This window comes from Bombella sp. ESL0378 (genome assembly GCF_009725845.1).
In the GTDB taxonomy this organism is placed as follows: Bacteria; Pseudomonadota; Alphaproteobacteria; order Acetobacterales; family Acetobacteraceae; genus Bombella; species Bombella pollinis.
The window spans coordinates 293,124-310,000 of sequence record NZ_WNIF01000006.1; the positions used below are offsets into that span (position 1 = coordinate 293,124).

The 16,877-nt window shown below is 55.0% G+C and carries 13 protein-coding genes; all 13 read left to right on the top strand.

Annotated elements, in window-relative coordinates:
* Window position 1: 1 nt before the first annotated feature.
* The 13 genes from murD (at window position 2) to ligA (ending at window position 16,873) form a co-directional block, all read left to right on the top strand.
* Complete coding sequence (gene murD / locus GM556_RS04885) at window positions 2-1,378, top strand: UDP-N-acetylmuramoyl-L-alanine--D-glutamate ligase (protein WP_155579426.1); 1,377 nt, start codon at window positions 2-4, stop codon at window positions 1,376-1,378.
* Window positions 1,378-2,571, top strand: a complete 1,194-nt coding sequence (locus tag GM556_RS04890) for an FtsW/RodA/SpoVE family cell cycle protein (RefSeq protein WP_155579427.1) — start codon at window positions 1,378-1,380, stop codon at window positions 2,569-2,571. The genes murD and GM556_RS04890 overlap by 1 nt, the downstream gene beginning before the upstream one ends.
* A gap of 3 nt (window positions 2,572-2,574) precedes the next feature.
* Window positions 2,575-3,687, top strand: coding sequence for an undecaprenyldiphospho-muramoylpentapeptide beta-N-acetylglucosaminyltransferase (gene murG / locus GM556_RS04895; RefSeq protein ID WP_155579428.1), 1,113 nt, complete (start codon window positions 2,575-2,577; stop codon window positions 3,685-3,687).
* A gap of 42 nt (window positions 3,688-3,729) precedes the next feature.
* Window positions 3,730-5,148: a UDP-N-acetylmuramate--L-alanine ligase gene (gene murC / locus GM556_RS04900; protein WP_155579429.1), complete on the top strand. Its 1,419-nt coding sequence runs from the start codon at window positions 3,730-3,732 to the stop codon at window positions 5,146-5,148.
* Entirely contained in the window at window positions 5,145-6,056 is a 912-nt protein-coding gene (murB, locus tag GM556_RS04905; protein WP_155579430.1) for a UDP-N-acetylmuramate dehydrogenase, read from the top strand. The genes murC and murB overlap by 4 nt, the downstream gene beginning before the upstream one ends.
* Window positions 6,057-6,069: 13 nt before the next feature.
* A complete protein-coding gene (locus GM556_RS04910) occupies window positions 6,070-7,062 on the top strand; it encodes a D-alanine--D-alanine ligase (RefSeq protein ID WP_155579431.1) in 993 nt (330 codons plus the stop codon).
* A gap of 6 nt (window positions 7,063-7,068) precedes the next feature.
* A complete protein-coding gene (locus GM556_RS04915) occupies window positions 7,069-7,962 on the top strand; it encodes a cell division protein FtsQ/DivIB (RefSeq protein WP_155579432.1) in 894 nt (297 codons plus the stop codon).
* Window positions 7,963-7,966: 4 nt separating this feature from the next.
* The gene (ftsA, locus tag GM556_RS04920; RefSeq protein WP_155573348.1) at window positions 7,967-9,286 is read left to right on the top strand and encodes a cell division protein FtsA; all 1,320 of its coding nucleotides are present in this window, start codon (window positions 7,967-7,969) and stop codon (window positions 9,284-9,286) included.
* Between the two features lie 129 nt (window positions 9,287-9,415).
* On the top strand, window positions 9,416-10,852 hold the full coding sequence (gene ftsZ, locus GM556_RS04925) for a cell division protein FtsZ (RefSeq protein WP_155579433.1): 1,437 nt from the start codon (window positions 9,416-9,418) through the stop codon (window positions 10,850-10,852).
* A gap of 12 nt (window positions 10,853-10,864) precedes the next feature.
* Window positions 10,865-11,917: a UDP-3-O-acyl-N-acetylglucosamine deacetylase gene (lpxC, locus tag GM556_RS04930; RefSeq protein WP_155579434.1), complete on the top strand. Its 1,053-nt coding sequence runs from the start codon at window positions 10,865-10,867 to the stop codon at window positions 11,915-11,917.
* Complete coding sequence (locus tag GM556_RS04935) at window positions 11,899-12,936, top strand: outer membrane protein assembly factor BamD (RefSeq protein ID WP_230873287.1); 1,038 nt, start codon at window positions 11,899-11,901, stop codon at window positions 12,934-12,936. Before lpxC ends, GM556_RS04935 begins: the two co-directional genes overlap by 19 nt.
* 128 nt (window positions 12,937-13,064) lie before the next feature.
* Window positions 13,065-14,801, top strand: a complete 1,737-nt coding sequence (gene recN, locus GM556_RS04940; protein ID WP_155579435.1) for a DNA repair protein RecN — start codon at window positions 13,065-13,067, stop codon at window positions 14,799-14,801.
* On the top strand, window positions 14,798-16,873 hold the full coding sequence (ligA, locus tag GM556_RS04945; RefSeq protein WP_155579436.1) for an NAD-dependent DNA ligase LigA: 2,076 nt from the start codon (window positions 14,798-14,800) through the stop codon (window positions 16,871-16,873). Before recN ends, ligA begins: the two co-directional genes overlap by 4 nt.
* Window positions 16,874-16,877: the final 4 nt, after the last annotated feature.

Below are 16,877 nucleotides of genomic sequence, written 5' to 3' on the forward strand. Positions count from 1 at the left end.
CATGGCCCATCCCACATCACCTCCTCCCTCATCATGGCCTAAAACCCTCCTCTCCGGGCAGCGTTATGCTGTATGCGGGCTAGGGCGTAATGGGGCTGCTGTTGTGGAAGCCCTCCTCGCTATGGGGGCGGAGGTTCATGCGTGGGATGACCATAGCCCTACCCTCTCTAAAGCCCTGACCGTCCATCCCAGCCTCACACTGGCCCCACTTGATGACCTCACCGGCTTTACAGCCCTCATCCTCTCACCCGGCATTGCCCATCATCTACCGCAGCCACACCCTACGGCACGCCTTGCCCAAGAGCAGCACATCCCCATCCTCTCCGATGCGGAGTTGCTCTGGCAAGTCACCCGCAAAGCAGGCTCTAAAGCGCGCTTTGTCTCCATCACGGGGACCAATGGCAAGTCCACCACTACGGCTCTATTAACCCATATCCTCACCGAGGCCGGTATTCCTGCTTATTGTGGCGGCAATTTCGGCACGGCCTCTCTGGCCTTACCGCCCCTTGGCGATGATGGTGTTTATGTTATCGAGATGTCCTCTTACATGCTCGAGCGTCTGGAGCATTATCACGCTTGTGCGGCTGTCCTCCTCAATTTAACACCTGACCATCTCCACCGTCATGGCTCTATGGAGGGCTATCTCACCGCCAAAGCTCATGTATTTGATAACATGACCAAAGGCGACCTCGCCCTTTTGGGAGAGGCTGCCTCATGGAGCAAACCCCTCCAAACCCGCCTGACCTCCCAAGGGCTAGACGTCCATACTCTTACTATCACCGATGCCCTTTCCCCGGAGGATGCCCCCTTCCTACCCGGCCCGCATAATGCCCAGAATATTGAAGCCTGCCGCCTCATAGCGCGTCATCTGGGGCTCTCTGATACAAGCATTGCCCGTGGCATACGCAGCTTCCCCGGGTTAGACCATCGCCTGCAACATATCGCAGAGGCAAAGGGCATCGCTTTTATCAATGATAGCAAAGCCACCAATGCGGAAGCCAGCTTCCACGCTCTACGGGCTTTTCCTCATCTTTTATGGATTGCTGGCGGTATAACTAAAGAGGGCGGCATTACAAATCTCGCCCCGGTTTTAGGGCATGTAAGTCGCGCCTTCCTCATTGGGCAGGATGCCCCCCTCCTTGCCGAGACGCTTAAAGCCCATAATATAGCTTTTGAAATCAGCACAACGTTGGAGCAAGCCACCCGCGCCGCTTGGGCCTATGCACAAGCCAGCACCACCCCCTTACCGATTATTCTCTCCCCCGCTTGCGCGAGTTTTGACCAATTCCGTAATTTTGAGGAACGTGGCACAGCCTTTGCCACCCTCGCACGCACACTCTGCCATGCCGATTGCCCTGCTGAGGAGGAAGCCCGCTAATGGCTCTATCCGACCGCACGAACAACTCCCACCATGCCCAATGGTGGCGTAGTCTCGACCATGTAAGCCTTAGCTGCGTTGGTGCGCTCATCGCCCTTGGCTATATCCTCATGCTCGCCGCAAGCCCTGCTGTGGCCCACCGCATTGGGGCCTCACGCAATATGTTCATCCTCAAACAAGTGGTCTTTTTGGCCTTAGCCGGGGCAGTCGTCATCGTCACATCCCGCCTGACCCCGCGCATGGTGCTACGCATTGCGCTCATTGGCGGGGTCATGGCCTTGGGAGCCACCTTCATGACGCTCATTCATGGGATGGAAATTAAAGGCGCGCGCCGCTGGATTGCCCTACCCTTAATGTCTGTGCAACCTTCGGAGTTTCTAAAGCCCTGCTTCGCCGTTGTGACGGGGTGGTTGCTTAACCTTCGTTATGAAAAAACCCTCTCTAATGGTTGGCGATTTCCGGGGCGTTTGGTCGCTTGTGGTGTTTATCTGGTCATTGCTGCACTCCTTCAAGCCCAACCAGATATCGGGATGCTATCTGTCATTAGCATGGTGTTCATCACCCAACTCTTTATTGATGGCTTGCCTATTATTGTCTTTGGTATGCTCGTCTCCGCAGCTTTAGGGGCTTTTGGTGTTGCGTATCTGGTGTTTGAGCATGTTCACTCCCGCGTGCAACGCTTCCTCCACCCCGATGTGGGGGACCATTACCAAATTGATACCTCTATGCGTGCCTTTGGTAACGGCGGGTTGCTCGGACGTGGGCCGGGGGAAGGCCGTGTTAAAGACCTCCTACCCGATGCTCATGCTGATTTTGTCTTTTCCGTCGCGGGGGAAGAATATGGCTTTGTCATGTGCCTTTTTATCATCGCGCTCTTTACTATCTTGGTCTTTTCCACGCTCAATCGCTTATTGGAGGAGAAGAACCCTTTCATCATCCTCTCCACAAGCGGGTTGATAACAGGCTTTGGCTTACAAGCTTTTGTCAATATGGGGTCATCGCTACATTTAATCCCCACTAAAGGGATGACCTTACCGTTTATCTCCTATGGGGGAAGTTCCGCTCTCTCTGTTGCTTTAACAATCGGCATGGCCCTAGCCTTAACACGCCACCGTGCAAAACCAGGCCTCTTTACACCAGCCTCTCATGAGGCCAATACACGCTTATCAGCTCCATCTAAAAAGGAAGAATAACGCATGACACACGCCCCTATCATCATCGCCGCTGGAGGAACAGGCGGGCATTTCTTCCCCGCTATTGCCTTGGGGGAAGAACTCCACCAGCGTGGCTACCCGCTCATCCTCATGACAGACCAACGCCGTAATCGCGCAGAACAAAGCATCTTTGCGCTCTACCCCCGCTATACACTCACCAGCAGCGGCGTGGCGGGTAAAAAACCACTTGATAAGCTTAAAGCAATTAGTCGCTTATTATGGAGCTGCCTTGGCGCGCGTAAACTCATCGCTATCTGCCGTCCAGCCGCCGTTATCGGCTTTGGGGGGTACCCCTCCATCCCCCCGTTACTAGGCAGCCGCTTGCTGTGCCGTAACCGCCCTGCGCTCATCATCCATGAGGGCAACGCTATTCTCGGCCAAGCCAATGTTGTTCTCTCACGCTTTGCTAATGCCATTGCCACCTCTTACCCACGGGTCATGCGCCTCCCTGTTGGGAAAAAGGTCATCCAAACAGGTATGCCCGTCCGCCCTGCGATTGAAGCCCTAGCTGATGAGCCATACAGCCCACCCACCCTCCATACAAACGAGGACCCCATCCATCTCCTCATCTGGGGCGGCTCTCTTGGTGCGCAGATTTTCAGTACGGTCGTGCCTCAAGCCCTCTGTAATTTACCCCAATATGTCCGCATCCGCTTGCATGTTACGCAGCAAGCCCATGAGGATATGGTCCCCGTGCTAACCAACTTGTACAAACAAGTCGGTATCACAGCACATGTTACCCCCTTTATTGATGATGTCGCCTCCGAGCTTAAAAAGGCTCATCTCGTCATCGGGCGGGCTGGTGGCTCCTCCGTGGCAGAACTCGCCACAGCGGGGCGTCCCTCCATCATGGTGCCCCTCCCCATTGCTGCCTCTGATGAGCAAGGCGTCAATGCTCAAACGATGGAGCGCGCAGGCGGGGGCTGGATGATTCGCCAGCGTGATTTCAAGTCTGAAAAGCTCTGCGACATGCTCCTCCATCTCTTTGAGCATCCTGATGAGCTAAAACATGCTGCCCATGCAGCACGGACGCTCCAACATCGCCATGCTGCTAAAAAACTGGCTGACCTTGTTGAAGCCACTCTAAAACGCTGATTATCTGCCCTCTCCCCCCTTTATTGACTGGAGTAACCCTTTATGCGCGCATTACCCCTTAACCTGGGTTTAATCCATTTTGTTGGTATTGGGGGCATTGGCATGTCCGGCATTGCAGAAGTGCTGCATCTGCTGGGCTATAAAGTGCAGGGGTCTGATATTGCCGAGAATGCGAATGTTCAACGCCTTCGCAAAGCAGGGATCACCGTCCATATCGGTCATGATGCCGCTAATTTGGGTGAAGCGCGCGTGGTGGTGACCTCCACAGCGGTTAAACGTGACAATCCAGAGGTTGTTGCCGCACGCGCCCGACTCATCCCCGTTGTAAGACGGGCCGAGATGCTCGCCGAACTCATGCGCCTACGCTGGGCTATCGCCATTGGGGGGACGCACGGCAAAACCACCACCACCAGCCTTGTGGCCTGCGTGCTAGAGCAAGCCAAGCTGGACCCGACCGTCATCAATGGCGGAATCATCGAGGCTTACGGCACCAATACCCGCATGGGTGCTGGGGATTGGATGGTCGTAGAAGCTGATGAGAGTGACGGCTCCTTCCTCCGCTTACCGGCTATCATCGCCGTTGTTACCAATATGGACCCCGAACATCTGGACCATTGGGGCTCTGATGAGGCTATGGAGGCAGGCTACCGGCAATTTGTCTCCAACATTCCCTTTTATGGTTTTGCCGTCTTATGTGTGGACCATCCACGCGTCCAACAGATGATCCCTCAACTCTCTGATCATCGCCTCATTACCTACGGCTTCAGCCCGCAAGCGGATGTCCGGGCCGAAATCACCGGGACAGATAGTGAGGGCGTCACCTTCCACGTCACCATCACAGACCGTACCGCTAACACCCAACGGCGTGCAGGGCCGTTCCATCTCCCCATGTTTGGCCATCATAATGTCCTCAATGCTGTAGCTGCCATTGCCGTAGCTTTAGAGATGGACATTCCCGATACGGTCATCGCCGATGCACTTGGCGGCTTCCGCGGGGTACAACGCCGCTTTACCCTCACCGGGATATGGAATGACGTAAAAATCATTGATGATTACGGCCATCATCCTGTTGAAATCGCCGCCGTGCTAAAAGCCGCGCGACAAGCTGGGGCAAAACACGTTATTGCTGTGATACAACCTCATCGTTATTCCCGCTTGCAGGCCCTCTTTAACGACTTCTGCACCTGTATGAATGATGCTGATACCGTCATCGTTGCTGATGTCTATGCCGCAGGAGAGCCCCCCCTTGAAGGCATTGGGCGTGATCAGTTGGTCGAAGGGCTACGCGAGCGTGGACACCGCCATGTTCTGCCCCTCCCTTCGGAAAAAGACCTCGCTGCCTTAATTGCAGACATTGCCGTACCGGGGGATTATGTCCTCTGCTTAGGCGCAGGTTCCATCACCCATTGGGCAAAAGCCCTCCCTGCTCAGCTCGCTGCGCATAAACCGGAGAGCTTATGACCAGTACAGCAGCCCCTTTCCAGCCGCTCCGTGGCAGGCTGAAAGCCAATGTCCCCCTTGCCCCGCGCAGTTGGTTCCGCACTGGGGGGCAGGCGGACTGGCTCTTTGTCCCACAAGATGAAGAAGACCTCGCCACAGCTCTACAGCAAAGCCCGCCTGATATGCCCCTTACCGTCTTGGGGGCATGCTCTAACGTTATCATTCGCGATGGCGGGTTAGCCGGACTAACGCTACGCCTCGCCGGTGGTTTTGCCCAGATTGAAGCTGATGGTGATGGGCTCATCGCCGGGGCGGCAGCACTGGATAGCAGCGTGGCAGAAGCCGCCGCCCGCGCTGGGATGGCAGGCTTTGCCTTTCTCTCCACCATTCCCGGCTCTATTGGCGGGGCAGTACGGATGAATGCCGGGGCTTATGAGGGGGATATGGCCTCCTTGTTAGATTGGGTTGAGATTCTCACGCGTGAGGGCACATATCAACGCCTCCCCGCAGCGCATTTGCACATGGGCTACCGCCATACAACCCTGCCAGACGGTGCCATCATCCTTCGCGCTCGTCTCAAAGCCCAAGGGGCGGAAGACCCCGCCCTCATCCAAGAAGCGATGCACATTATGCGGGCTAAACGCGAGGCCAGCCAGCCTTTACGTGCTCGTACTGGCGGCTCGACCTTCCGTAACCCAGAGGGTCATAAAGCGTGGGAGCTGATAGACGCCGCTGGCTGCCGTGGGTTGCGTCATGGTGGAGCGCAAATAAGTGAAAAACACTGCAATTTTATGCTCAATACAGGCCACGCTACCAGCACCGAGCTAGAAGACCTTGGCGAGATGGTCCGCGCCCGCGTGCTAGCACAAAGCGGTATAGAGCTACAGTGGGAAATCAAACGGCTAGGCCGCCTCTCTCATCCAGCATGATGAAGTTTTGAGTATGACGCAGCACTTATCCTCCTCTCCGACCTCACAGTCTGTAGCCGTTCTTATGGGCGGGACCTCCAGCGAGCGCAGTGTAAGCCTCTCAAGCGGCAAAGCCGTCACAGCGGCTTTAAAAGAAGCCGGACATCACGTCCACGCGCTTGATGTCGGGCCGGACATCACCACGACCATCGCCGCGTTAAAAGCCTGCCGCCCAACAGTTGTCTTTAATGCGCTGCATGGCCCCGGTGGGGAGGATGGTGCCATTCAGGGCGTGTTAGAATGGCTAGGCCTGCCCTACACACATTCCGGCATTTTAGCCTCGGCAATAGCGATGAATAAGGCCACCACCCGCATGGCCCTCCAAGCAGCTGGCCTACCCGTAGCAGAGGGCTGCCTCATCACCCCCGCCGCCCTTATTGACCATGCCCCCCTTCCCGCGCCTTATGTCCTCAAACCAGTCGCCGAAGGCTCCTCTGTTGGGGTTCATATTCTCCATCAAGATGATGAATCAACACGCCGCACGATTGCGGAATCATGGACCTATGGCCCGCAGATTTTGGCTGAACACTTCATCCCCGGGCGGGAACTTACCGTAGCTGTATTGGGGGATACCCCCCTCGCTGTAACAGAGATTCTTCCCCAAGAAGGCGGGGGATTTTATGACTTCGCTGCAAAATATCAGGCGAATGGCTCCCGCCATATCATTCCCGCCCCCCTACCTGCATCCATCACTGAGCGCGCTCTCACCTTAGCATGCCAAGCTCATCATGCCCTTGGCTGCAAGGGGGCAAGCCGGACGGATTATCGCTATGATGAACAAACTCATCAGCTCGTGATTTTGGAGGTCAATACCCAACCGGGGATGACAGCAACCTCCCTCCTGCCAGAGCAAGCCACCGCGCGTGGGGTCAGCTACCCGCAACTTTGTGATTGGTTAATCAAAGACGCGCTGGGCCAAACAAGCCCCCTTACCTTTACATCTCTGCCTTCGACACATACAGCCTAACACCCTATGGCGTTTTTCTTCAAAAAACGGCCTCACATGCCGCTAGACCCTTACGAGGACCGCCCCTCTCGCCTCTTTCTCTTTTGGCAGCGTCAAAAGATGATTCTCCGGCGATTGAGCATTGTCATACTCGTTACCGTCCTCCTCGCTGGGGCTGGCTGGCTGGCATGGCTCAGCCTAGGAGGCCATGCTTTTACCAACGCCTTAACCGAACGCTTCGCCCAGCTAGACCCCCTCCGCATCCGTCACATCATCATCACAGGCCGCCATTTAACTGATGAAAGCGACGTGATGGAGGCCCTCGGCACGGGCTTAGATCATTCGCTCTTCGGTTTCTCCGTAGAGGATGCCCGCAAACGCCTTGATAAACTACCCTTTATTGAGCATTCGACCGTCGAACGTCATCTACCCGATACAGTCCTCATCACGTTGGAAGAAAAACACCCTATCGCCATCTGGCAGATTGATGGCCATTTCATCCTCATCAACCAAAAGGGCGATAATGTCTCCCAGCAAGAATTGACCGCAGGTAACCGCTCTGCCTTTCGTAAATTACCGCTTGTTGTCGGGGCTGGGGCAAACCTAGAAGCCGCCTCTCTTTTAGGGTTATTAGACCATTATCCCGACATTAATAGCCATGTTCTTGCCTTCATCCGCATCGGGCAAAGACGCTGGAACATCCTCATGAAGAATGGCACAACCCTCCTCCTGCCCGAAGGAGCAGAGGCTGCCGCTTTGGAGCGTCTGCATAGCTACCAAACGACATTCCAACTCCTTGACCGTCCCTTAAAAAGCATTGACATGCGCCTGCCCGACCGTATGGTCATTCATCCTGAAGTCCCTAATACCGAGCAAGAAACCCCATCACCGCCTACCCCATCGCCCTCAGTAGAGCATTAAGCTTATGCCACACACACACCATCTTGCTCCCCTCACCCCCCATCCAGACCGTGCGGTTCTACCCATCCTCCCCTCAGAGGAGCAAAAAGGCTTCCTTTGGACCCCCGGCCTAAAGGCTGTCTTAGATATTGGCTCTACCAAAATTACATGCCTAATTGGGCAAGGGTTAAAGAATGGGGGGTTACGTGTCCTTAGTTGGGGCTGGAGACGATCCGAAGGTGTAACCTCTGGTGCGATTGTCGATACAAAACAGCTAGAGCGCGTCATCCGCGCTACAGTTGGCGATGCAGAGCGAAAAATTCACCGTCATATTAGGGATGTAACCGTCAATCTTTCCTGCGGGAAACCACGCAGCTACCATCTTGATGCCTACCTCACCCCCAATGGGCGCGAGGTTAATGACGCCGATGTCCACACACTTTACGAACAAGCACGCTATGAGGCTATGGAGCCTGACCGCCGCATCGTCCATGCCATGCCTCTCGGCTTCAACATTGATGATAGCGTCACCGTCCTCAACCCTTGTGGTCATCAATGTGAAAGATTAATGGGCAAGTTCCATATTATTGATGCCCAAACTGGCGTTCTCCATACATTAGATAACCTCCTCCAGCGGGCTGAACTCCGCGCTGTGGACATACTCTCTAGCCCCATTGCCTCTGGCATCGCGGTAACAGACCATGATGAACGCGACCTGGGTGTTACAGTCGTTGATATGGGGGCAGGCACCACAACCCTAGCCGTTTTTGCCCGTGGGCGTGTTCTTTATACACGCCATCTCCGGGTTGGAAGCCACCATATCACCAATGATATTGCCCGCGCCCTCACAATCCCTATTGATGCAGCAGAACGCCTAAAAACACTTTACGGTGTTGCCTATGCGTCTGCTGATGATGCTAGCCTCCCCATTGCTCTGCCTCTCCCCCATCATAGCGGCATCCGCCACATCACACGGGCTGATATTGTTCGTGCCATTGCTCCGCGTGTGGAAGAAACCCTAGAGATGCTCCGCCACGAGCTTAACGGCGCAGGGCTGGGCCACCCAGCAGAAGGGCCAGTCATCCTCACCGGTGGCGGGGCCTTGCTAAATGGGTTGGATAATGTTGCTGCGGAGATTCTCAACCGCCCCATCCAAGTCCGCCCCCCAACTGCTATACGCGGCTTGCCGCAATCCAGTCATCCCTCTATATGGGCCGGCTTCTCCACCGCAGCAGGGCTGTTGGCATGGTCAGCAGGGGCACGCAATAGCTTTTGCTTGGCAGACCAAAATGCGCCCCCCCGTGGGTTTGGTAAACGATTGGCAAGCTTACTGCGTAAAAAATGATAATTAGCGCAGAATACTCATATTTAAGGTTACATTTGGTACTATTAATGATAGCGTGCCAGCACTTTATAGCCGCTACACCATATCTGCGGTTCTTTTTTCTTTAACCCTAACCGGAGCTTCATCGTTATGTCATTAACTCTGACACCCACAACCCCCGGTTTAAGTGCCGTCAGCCCGCCGCGCATTACCGTTATTGGGGTTGGGGGCGGTGGTGTTAATGCCGTCAATAACATGATCAGCGGCCAGCTCCGTGGGGTGAACTTCATCGCCGCGAATACCGATGCTCAACAACTTGCCCTCTCCAAGGCGGAGACGCGTTTGCAACTCGGCCCAACATTAACGCGCGGCCTTGGGGCGGGGGCTAAGCCGGAGATTGGTCGCCAATCTGCCGAGGAAGTGGAAGACGAAATCCGCCAACATCTTGAAGGGGTAGACCTCGTTTTCGTCACTGCCGGTATGGGTGGTGGGACTGGGACCGGTGCCGCTCCCGTTGTTGCACGCATCGCCCACGAGGCCGGGGCCCTAACCATCGGCGTTGTGTCAAAACCTTTCGAGTTTGAAGGGGCACGCCGCGGCCGTGCCGCCGCCGCTGGGATTGCTGAGCTAGAGAAATATGTTGATACTTTGCTCGTCATCCCTAACCAAAATCTCTTTGGCGCAGCATCATTTAACACCCCTTTAGTGCAGGCCTACGCTATGGCGGATGATGTCCTCTATAGTGGGGTCCGCAGCGTTACAGACCTCATGGTCGAAGCGGGCTACCAAAACCTCGATTTTGCCGATGTCCGCACAGTTATGAGCGGTATGGGCAAAGCAATGATGGGTATTGGGATAGCCTCTGCCGAAGAAGACGGCGAGGATTGGGCCATTACAGCGGCAGAGCGTGCTATCTCCAACCCTCTATTAGAAGAAACCTCTATTAAGGGGGCCCGTGCTTTGCTGGTCAATGTCACGCTAGGGCCAGATATGAGCTTGATCGCTTATAATCAAATTATGAATCTCATCCGCGAAACAGCGAATTGTGACGATGAAGAAATCAATAGTGGCTTCGTTGTTGATGAGAATATGCAAGGACGGGTCCAAGTTTCTGTCATCGCTACCGGCCTTGATGGCAGAACACACACTGCCCCTCACTCTGAGGAACCTGCTGCACCCGCTGCTCCTGTAGAGGCTGCCGCACCTACACACACACAAGATGACGCCCAACCTATCGCTGAAGAGGCCCCTCCTACCCCCCCCATCCATGAGGAAACCCCTGCCCCAGAACCCCGCAGCGAGGATGCCCCTCACCACATAGCCGGTAGCTCCGCCGCGCCATCGGCTCCCAATTATACCCTTCCCGAACGTGAACCCTTGGAGGTCTCACGCCTACAAGAGGACGCTCCGCAAACCGGCGGCGGTTTGTTTAGCCGCTTTTTCCGCAGCCGCCCTACCCCACCGACGGAGCGCAAAACCCCTGTAGCCCCCACTATGCGTGAGGACACCCATCCCTCTCACCCTACAAATAGTGAGGAGGATGACCTCAACATCCCCACCTATCTACGGCGTGGCCCCAAATCCTAAAGGGGCCACTCCGTGCCCCCCACTAACATCGTAGATGCCCCACATTATGGGGGGCAGATACTACCCCATAAAGGTAAGCATGATCCCGCGCAACAAACCACTCTAGCTCACGCCATCCATTGCCGTGGTGTGGGGTTACATAGTGGACGGCCCGTTACATTACGGCTATCGCCTGCGCCTGCTGATACGGGTTTACATATCCAGCGGTTAGACCGCCCCGATGCGCGCCCTTTTCGGCTTACATCGGGCTGCATTATGTCTAGCCCCCTTGCCACGGTTGCAGCCTCTCCTCATCAAAGCGACCTCCATGTCGCCACCATTGAGCATCTGCTCGCAGCCCTTCATGCGTGCAAAATTGATAACCTCCTCATCCAACTTGATGGGCCAGAACTCCCCATTCTGGATGGTTGCGCAGCGTCCTTTATCTTCTTGCTAGAGGCCGCAGGGCGTACATATCTTAACGCCCCACGTCACATTATTGCTGTCCGTCAGCCTATCTCTGTCGAAGGAGAAAACGGAGCTTATGCCCGCCTCCTACCCCACCATCAAAACCAACTTCATCTCTCTTTAAGCATAGACTTCCCTGCCCCCGCTATTGGCCAACAATCCTATGCGCTCACGCTTGATAAAAAGCATTTTAAACGCGACATCGCCTTTGCCCGTACCTTCGTAAATTATGAGGATATAGGCCGCCTCCATGCTCAAGGGCTTGCCCTTGGTGGATCGTTAGAGAACGCCTTAGTCATCCAACACGACCATGCGCTCAACCCCGGCGGGATGCGCCATGTTGATGAATGTGTCCGCCATAAGATGCTTGATGCTATCGGCGACCTCTATTGCACAGGCTATAGCCTTGCCGCCCGGTTTGAGGCACATAAAACTGGCCATTCCCTCAATAATCAACTTCTCCGTGCCCTATTCGCCTCACGCGATAATTGGCAATTTGTTAAGGATTTCGCAACAATCCTTCCTTTACCTCATGAAAATATCGGGCTAAAGGACAAGAACACCCTTCCCCTAGAAAACTCCCATGCTATAAGAAAATCATGGTCAGCAGCATCCTAAACACACAGAATACCCGCTCTCGTTTCTATCTTTCGGCTTTTACAGCTCCTGTTCTGCTAGGCTTTGCCCTGCTCACGGGCTGCTCATCAGATGCCGATATTCAAGCGAAATTGCCACGCACCGCCGATGCCGAGACGCTCTATAATTACGGGATTGATGCCCTCCATGGCGGGCATTACAAACTCGCTAGTGCTGAGTTTGAGCTTCTGCAACAGAATTACCCATATTCCGGCTATACCGGTAATGCGGAGCTGATGGAGGGATACGCATATTACCTTCAAGGCGAATACGCGCTCTCTGTCCAGCAGTTAGAACGCTATCTGCAACTCCACCCCACCAGCCCAGATGCCGCCTACGCCTACTATCTGCGTGGCTTATGCTATTACGAACAAATCGGCGTTGTCTCGCGCGACCAGCTCGGCACGCTTGAGGCGATGGATGCCCTCCAAGAGGTCATTACACGCTTCCCGCAAACATCCTACGCGCGTGATGCACAATTAAAAATTGACCTCTGTCGCGACCATCTCGCTGGGAAAGAGATGTTCGTTGGTCGTTACTATCAGCGTGAGAAAGATTATCAGGCGGCTTACGGACGGTATCAGCGCGTTATCCAAGACTTCCAGACAACCAACCATGTTCCCGAGGCTTTGGAACGTCTTGTTGAGGTTAATCTGAATCTTGGCTTGCCAGATGAGGCCCGCCAAGCCGCTGCTGTGCTAGGTTATAATGCACCAGATAGCCGTTGGTACCATCTGGCTTATCGTAAGCTAAAAGCAAATCATCAACTTACACCGCAGATCCGCAAACCAGAGCCTCTGCGCAAGCAGCCGAAAGAAAAGCACCATCATGGCAAACATCATCATGATGCCGTGATGCCTGCCCCCGCAATTGCCAACCCTGCTAAGTCAGATTCTGTGATTACACAGCCTGTCTCAGCGACACAATCCACCCCTGTGGCAGCGATTGACATTCCACCAACCAATAACACTCCTGCCAACAAGGCAAAAAAAGGGAAATAAGCCTTAAAGTTAAGGCCAATAAGCCCGCAATCTTGCGAAATTGGCCTTAACGTCTCATATATCTGGCACTGCATGGTTTAAAACATCCAAGAGATGCACCATCTTTGCGAGGTTCTGGAGGCTGCATTATGCTCACACATCTCTCCATCCGTGATGTTGTCTTAATCGAGAAACTGGACCTCCCCTTCCATGCGGGGCTAACCGTCCTAACGGGGGAAACCGGGGCCGGTAAATCCATCTTGCTCGATAGTTTAGGCCTTGCTTTGGGGGAGCGGACCAATAGCCGCATCATCCGCTCTGGGGCAGAGCAAAGCAGCGTTACCGCCGTGTTTGAACTCCCCGCTGACCATCCCGCTTATGCCCTCCTCCGCCAAAAAGACATTGCCTCTATTGAGGAAGGCGAGCCTATCGTCCTCCGCCGTATTGTCACGCAAGAGGGACGCTCCCGCGCTTATATTTGTGACCAACCAGTCGGCATCACTATTTTGCGGGATGTTGCCGCCTTACTGGTGGAGATTCAAGGTCAGCATGAACAAATGGGGCTGGCGAATCAAGCGGCTCATCAATCATTATTAGATGCATTCGGCGTTCCTACCACCTTATGCCAAAAGGTCGCCAAAACGTGGGATGAATGGCAACATGCCCTCCGTTCCCTAAAGACCGCTCGCCAAGAGATAGAGGAGGCCACCCAAGAGGAGGACTGGCTCCGCCAAATTGCAGAGGATCTCACCGCCCTCGCCCCCCAAGAAGGCGAGGAGGAAGAACTCGCCGCTCTCCGCGTTAAGCTCCAACAAGATGAACGCCGGGGCGAGGCCGTAGCCGCTGCTTTGGGTGAGCTCACCCCACGGGATCGCCGCTCAGCCACGCCAGCCAATGCCCTACGTGCGGCTAATCGTGCGCTCTCTCGCCTCTTACCCTCCCCTTTAGATCGGGAACAAGCCACTACACAGGAGATTCCCTCTGCTCAGCAAGAGCAAGCGCAAGATGCCCTCACCGCGCTAGAAAAAGCCGAAGAATATCTCGCTGAGGCCGAAACCCTCCTCTCCCGCCTTGCAGTAGATACCACTGTCGATTCACGCCTTTTAGAAGAGACGGAAGAACGCCTCTTTACCCTCCGCGCTGAGGCCCGCAAACATAAGATAAGTGTCAGCGAACTCCCCAATTTTCTGGACAATATCAATCAACGCCTCGCCTCGATTGAGTCCAGCACAGAGGCTCTCGCAAAATTAGAAGAACAAGTACACCAAAAGCGCGCCGCTTATGAGGCCGCAGCGCAAGAGCTTAGCATCGCTAGGGAAAAAGCCGCTCGCCAGATTGAAAAACGCGTTATGGCGGAATTAGCCCCCCTCAAATTAGAACGCGCTCGCTTTATTGTAGAACTCTCCTCCCTCGCACCAGAGCAATGGAACCGCCATGGGATGGAGCAGGTCGCCTTCCTCATTGCGGCTAACCCCGGACAACCACCCGGCCCACTTGGCAAGGTCGCCTCTGGGGGGGAACTCTCCCGCCTTATGCTCGCTCTTAAAGTCGTACTCGCGGGACGGTCCTCCCTTACAACACTCGTGTTTGATGAAGTTGATTCCGGCGTGGGCGGGGCCACGGCCTCAGCCATTGGCGAGCGACTTCATCGCGTAGCGCAGGATGTGCAGGTGTTGGCCATCACCCATAGCCCGCAAGTTGCCTCTCGTGGAGATTATCAACTCCGCATTGCCAAGCATGTAAAGCAAAACCACACGCAAACCAGCGCAACCCTCCTCAGTGAGGAAGAACGCCGGGAAGAACTCGCCCGTATGCTTGCGGGCACTACCGTTACCGATGCCGCCCGTGCGGCGGCCGATAGCCTTTTGGGACCCACAACACCATGACCACCCAAACCCCGGCCCAACGTTACGCAGAGCTTGAAGCTAAAATCGCCCGATGGAATGAGGCGTATCATGGCCATGACGCGCCGGAAGTCTCCGATGCTCTTTATGACCAAACCCGGCTAGAGCTTGTCATGCTAGAGGCTCGCCACCCCGAATTAAAACGAAAAGATGGTGCCTCTGCCCAGATCGGGGCTGCCCCTAACCCTGCCTTCGGCAAGGTCGAGCATCGCGCGCCTATGCTCTCGCTCGATAATGTTTTTAATGAGGAAGACTTCGCCCATTTCATCAGCAAGATTGGCCGTTTTTTAGGGCTTGATAATAGCCAAACTGATGCCCTCATCTTCATTGCAGAGCCTAAAATTGATGGGCTTTCCATCAACCTAACCTATGAAAATGGCCAACTTACAGTCGCCACCACCCGCGGCGATGGCACGGTTGGGGAGGATGTTACGGCCAATATCCGTACCATCAGCACAATCCCACAACAGCTTCCCGCCCCTTATCCTGCTGTTATCGAAATCCGGGGCGAAATCTTTATGAGCCGCGCGGCCTTTCTCGCCCTCAACAAACAACAAGAAGAACGCGGTGAGAAGCCCTTCGCCAACCCACGCAATGCCGCTGCTGGGTCCCTCCGCCAATTAGATGCTTCTATTACCGCGTGCCGTCCTTTAGGGCTTTTTGCTTATGGGATGGGCTATAATACGGGGCTTGATGTCACCACCCATACAGAATGGCTCGATCAGCTAAAATCGTGGGGCTTCAGCGTTAATCCCCTCTCCCGCACCATCCATCATGCCAGTGATGTCCCCGCTTATGTGGCAGAGCTTGCTACGGCACGGCCTGACCTTGATTATGATATTGATGGCATCGTTTTTAAACTTGACGATATCGCCCTCCAAACACGGCTCGGCTTTGTAGGCCGTGCGCCTCGCTGGGCGATTGCGTGGAAGTTCCCTGCCGAACAAGCCATCACCCGCCTTAATGATATTGAGGTCCAAGTCGGCCGTACAGGGGCCCTCACCCCCGTGGCGCATTTAGAGCCTATCAATGTTGGTGGGGTCATCGTCTCGCGGGCTACCTTGCATAATGAGGATGAAATCCGCCGCCTTGATGCCCGCCCCGGTGACCTCGTCCAGATTCAACGCGCAGGGGATGTTATTCCCCAAATCGTACGCGTTATGGATGCAGAGCGTCCAAACCGTGCCCCGCCTTTCCACTTCCCCGACCACTGCCCCGTCTGCCACGCCCATGCCGAACGTATAGGTGATGAAGCCGTACGCCGATGCAGCGGTGGCCTTACCTGCCCCGCTCAAACGGTCGAGCGACTCATTCACTTTGTCTCTCGCAAGGCCTTTGATATTGATGGCCTTGGCGAACGCAGCATTCGCAGCTTTTACGAGCTCGGTCTTGTTCGCCGCCCCGGGGACATCTTCCGCCTATATGAGCATAAAGACCGCCTCCAAAAGTTAGAAGGCTGGGGGCCGCAATCGGTCGAAAACCTCCTTAACGCGATTGAAGCCCGCCGCACCATCAGCTTTGCGCGGTTCATCTACGCCCTTGGCATCCGGCGTATTGGGGAACGTAACGCCCAGCTTCTGGCCCGCCATTATCACAGCTACCCCATATGGCATAAAGCTATGATGGCCGCGCAACAGCCTGATAGCGAGGAGCGCGCTCATCTTAGTGCCATTATGGGCATCGGCCCCGCCATTGCAGAAGAAATCGCCAATTTCTTTGAGGAAGAACATAATCAAGAGGCCTTAAATGACCTCACCCCCACCCTCACCATCTCAGAGGAAACCAGCCCCACCCGCGGCGAAGGGGACGATGCCCCTTTAACAGGGGAGATTATGGTCTTTACTGGCTCCCTCACCACGATGTCCCGCCCGGAAGCCAAAGCCATTGCCGAGCGTCTTGGCGCGCAAGTAACAGATAGCGTCTCGCGCCGCACCACGCTGGTTGTTTTGGGTGAAAAAGCAGGCTCTAAAGCCAAAAAGGCCCATGAGCTTAACATCCGCACTGTTAACGAAGCCGAATGGCGCGCGATTGCCGGGTTAGCAGGAGACGTGTAGAGAC

What these genes read in the sequence shown, in the direction of transcription:
- murD (WP_155579426.1), top strand. Translation starts at nt 2, where the DNA reads ATGGCCCATCCCACATCACCTCCTCCCTCATCATGGCCTAAAACCCTC.
- GM556_RS04890 (WP_155579427.1), top strand. Translation starts at nt 1,378, where the DNA reads ATGGCTCTATCCGACCGCACGAACAACTCCCACCATGCCCAATGGTGG.
- murG (WP_155579428.1), top strand. Translation starts at nt 2,575, where the DNA reads ATGACACACGCCCCTATCATCATCGCCGCTGGAGGAACAGGCGGGCAT.
- murC (WP_155579429.1), top strand. Translation starts at nt 3,730, where the DNA reads ATGCGCGCATTACCCCTTAACCTGGGTTTAATCCATTTTGTTGGTATT.
- murB (WP_155579430.1), top strand. Translation starts at nt 5,145, where the DNA reads ATGACCAGTACAGCAGCCCCTTTCCAGCCGCTCCGTGGCAGGCTGAAA.
- GM556_RS04910 (WP_155579431.1), top strand. Translation starts at nt 6,070, where the DNA reads ATGACGCAGCACTTATCCTCCTCTCCGACCTCACAGTCTGTAGCCGTT.
- GM556_RS04915 (WP_155579432.1), top strand. Translation starts at nt 7,069, where the DNA reads ATGGCGTTTTTCTTCAAAAAACGGCCTCACATGCCGCTAGACCCTTAC.
- ftsA (WP_155573348.1), top strand. Translation starts at nt 7,967, where the DNA reads ATGCCACACACACACCATCTTGCTCCCCTCACCCCCCATCCAGACCGT.
- ftsZ (WP_155579433.1), top strand. Translation starts at nt 9,416, where the DNA reads ATGTCATTAACTCTGACACCCACAACCCCCGGTTTAAGTGCCGTCAGC.
- GM556_RS04935 (WP_230873287.1), top strand. Translation starts at nt 11,899, where the DNA reads ATGGTCAGCAGCATCCTAAACACACAGAATACCCGCTCTCGTTTCTAT.
- recN (WP_155579435.1), top strand. Translation starts at nt 13,065, where the DNA reads ATGCTCACACATCTCTCCATCCGTGATGTTGTCTTAATCGAGAAACTG.
- ligA (WP_155579436.1), top strand. Translation starts at nt 14,798, where the DNA reads ATGACCACCCAAACCCCGGCCCAACGTTACGCAGAGCTTGAAGCTAAA.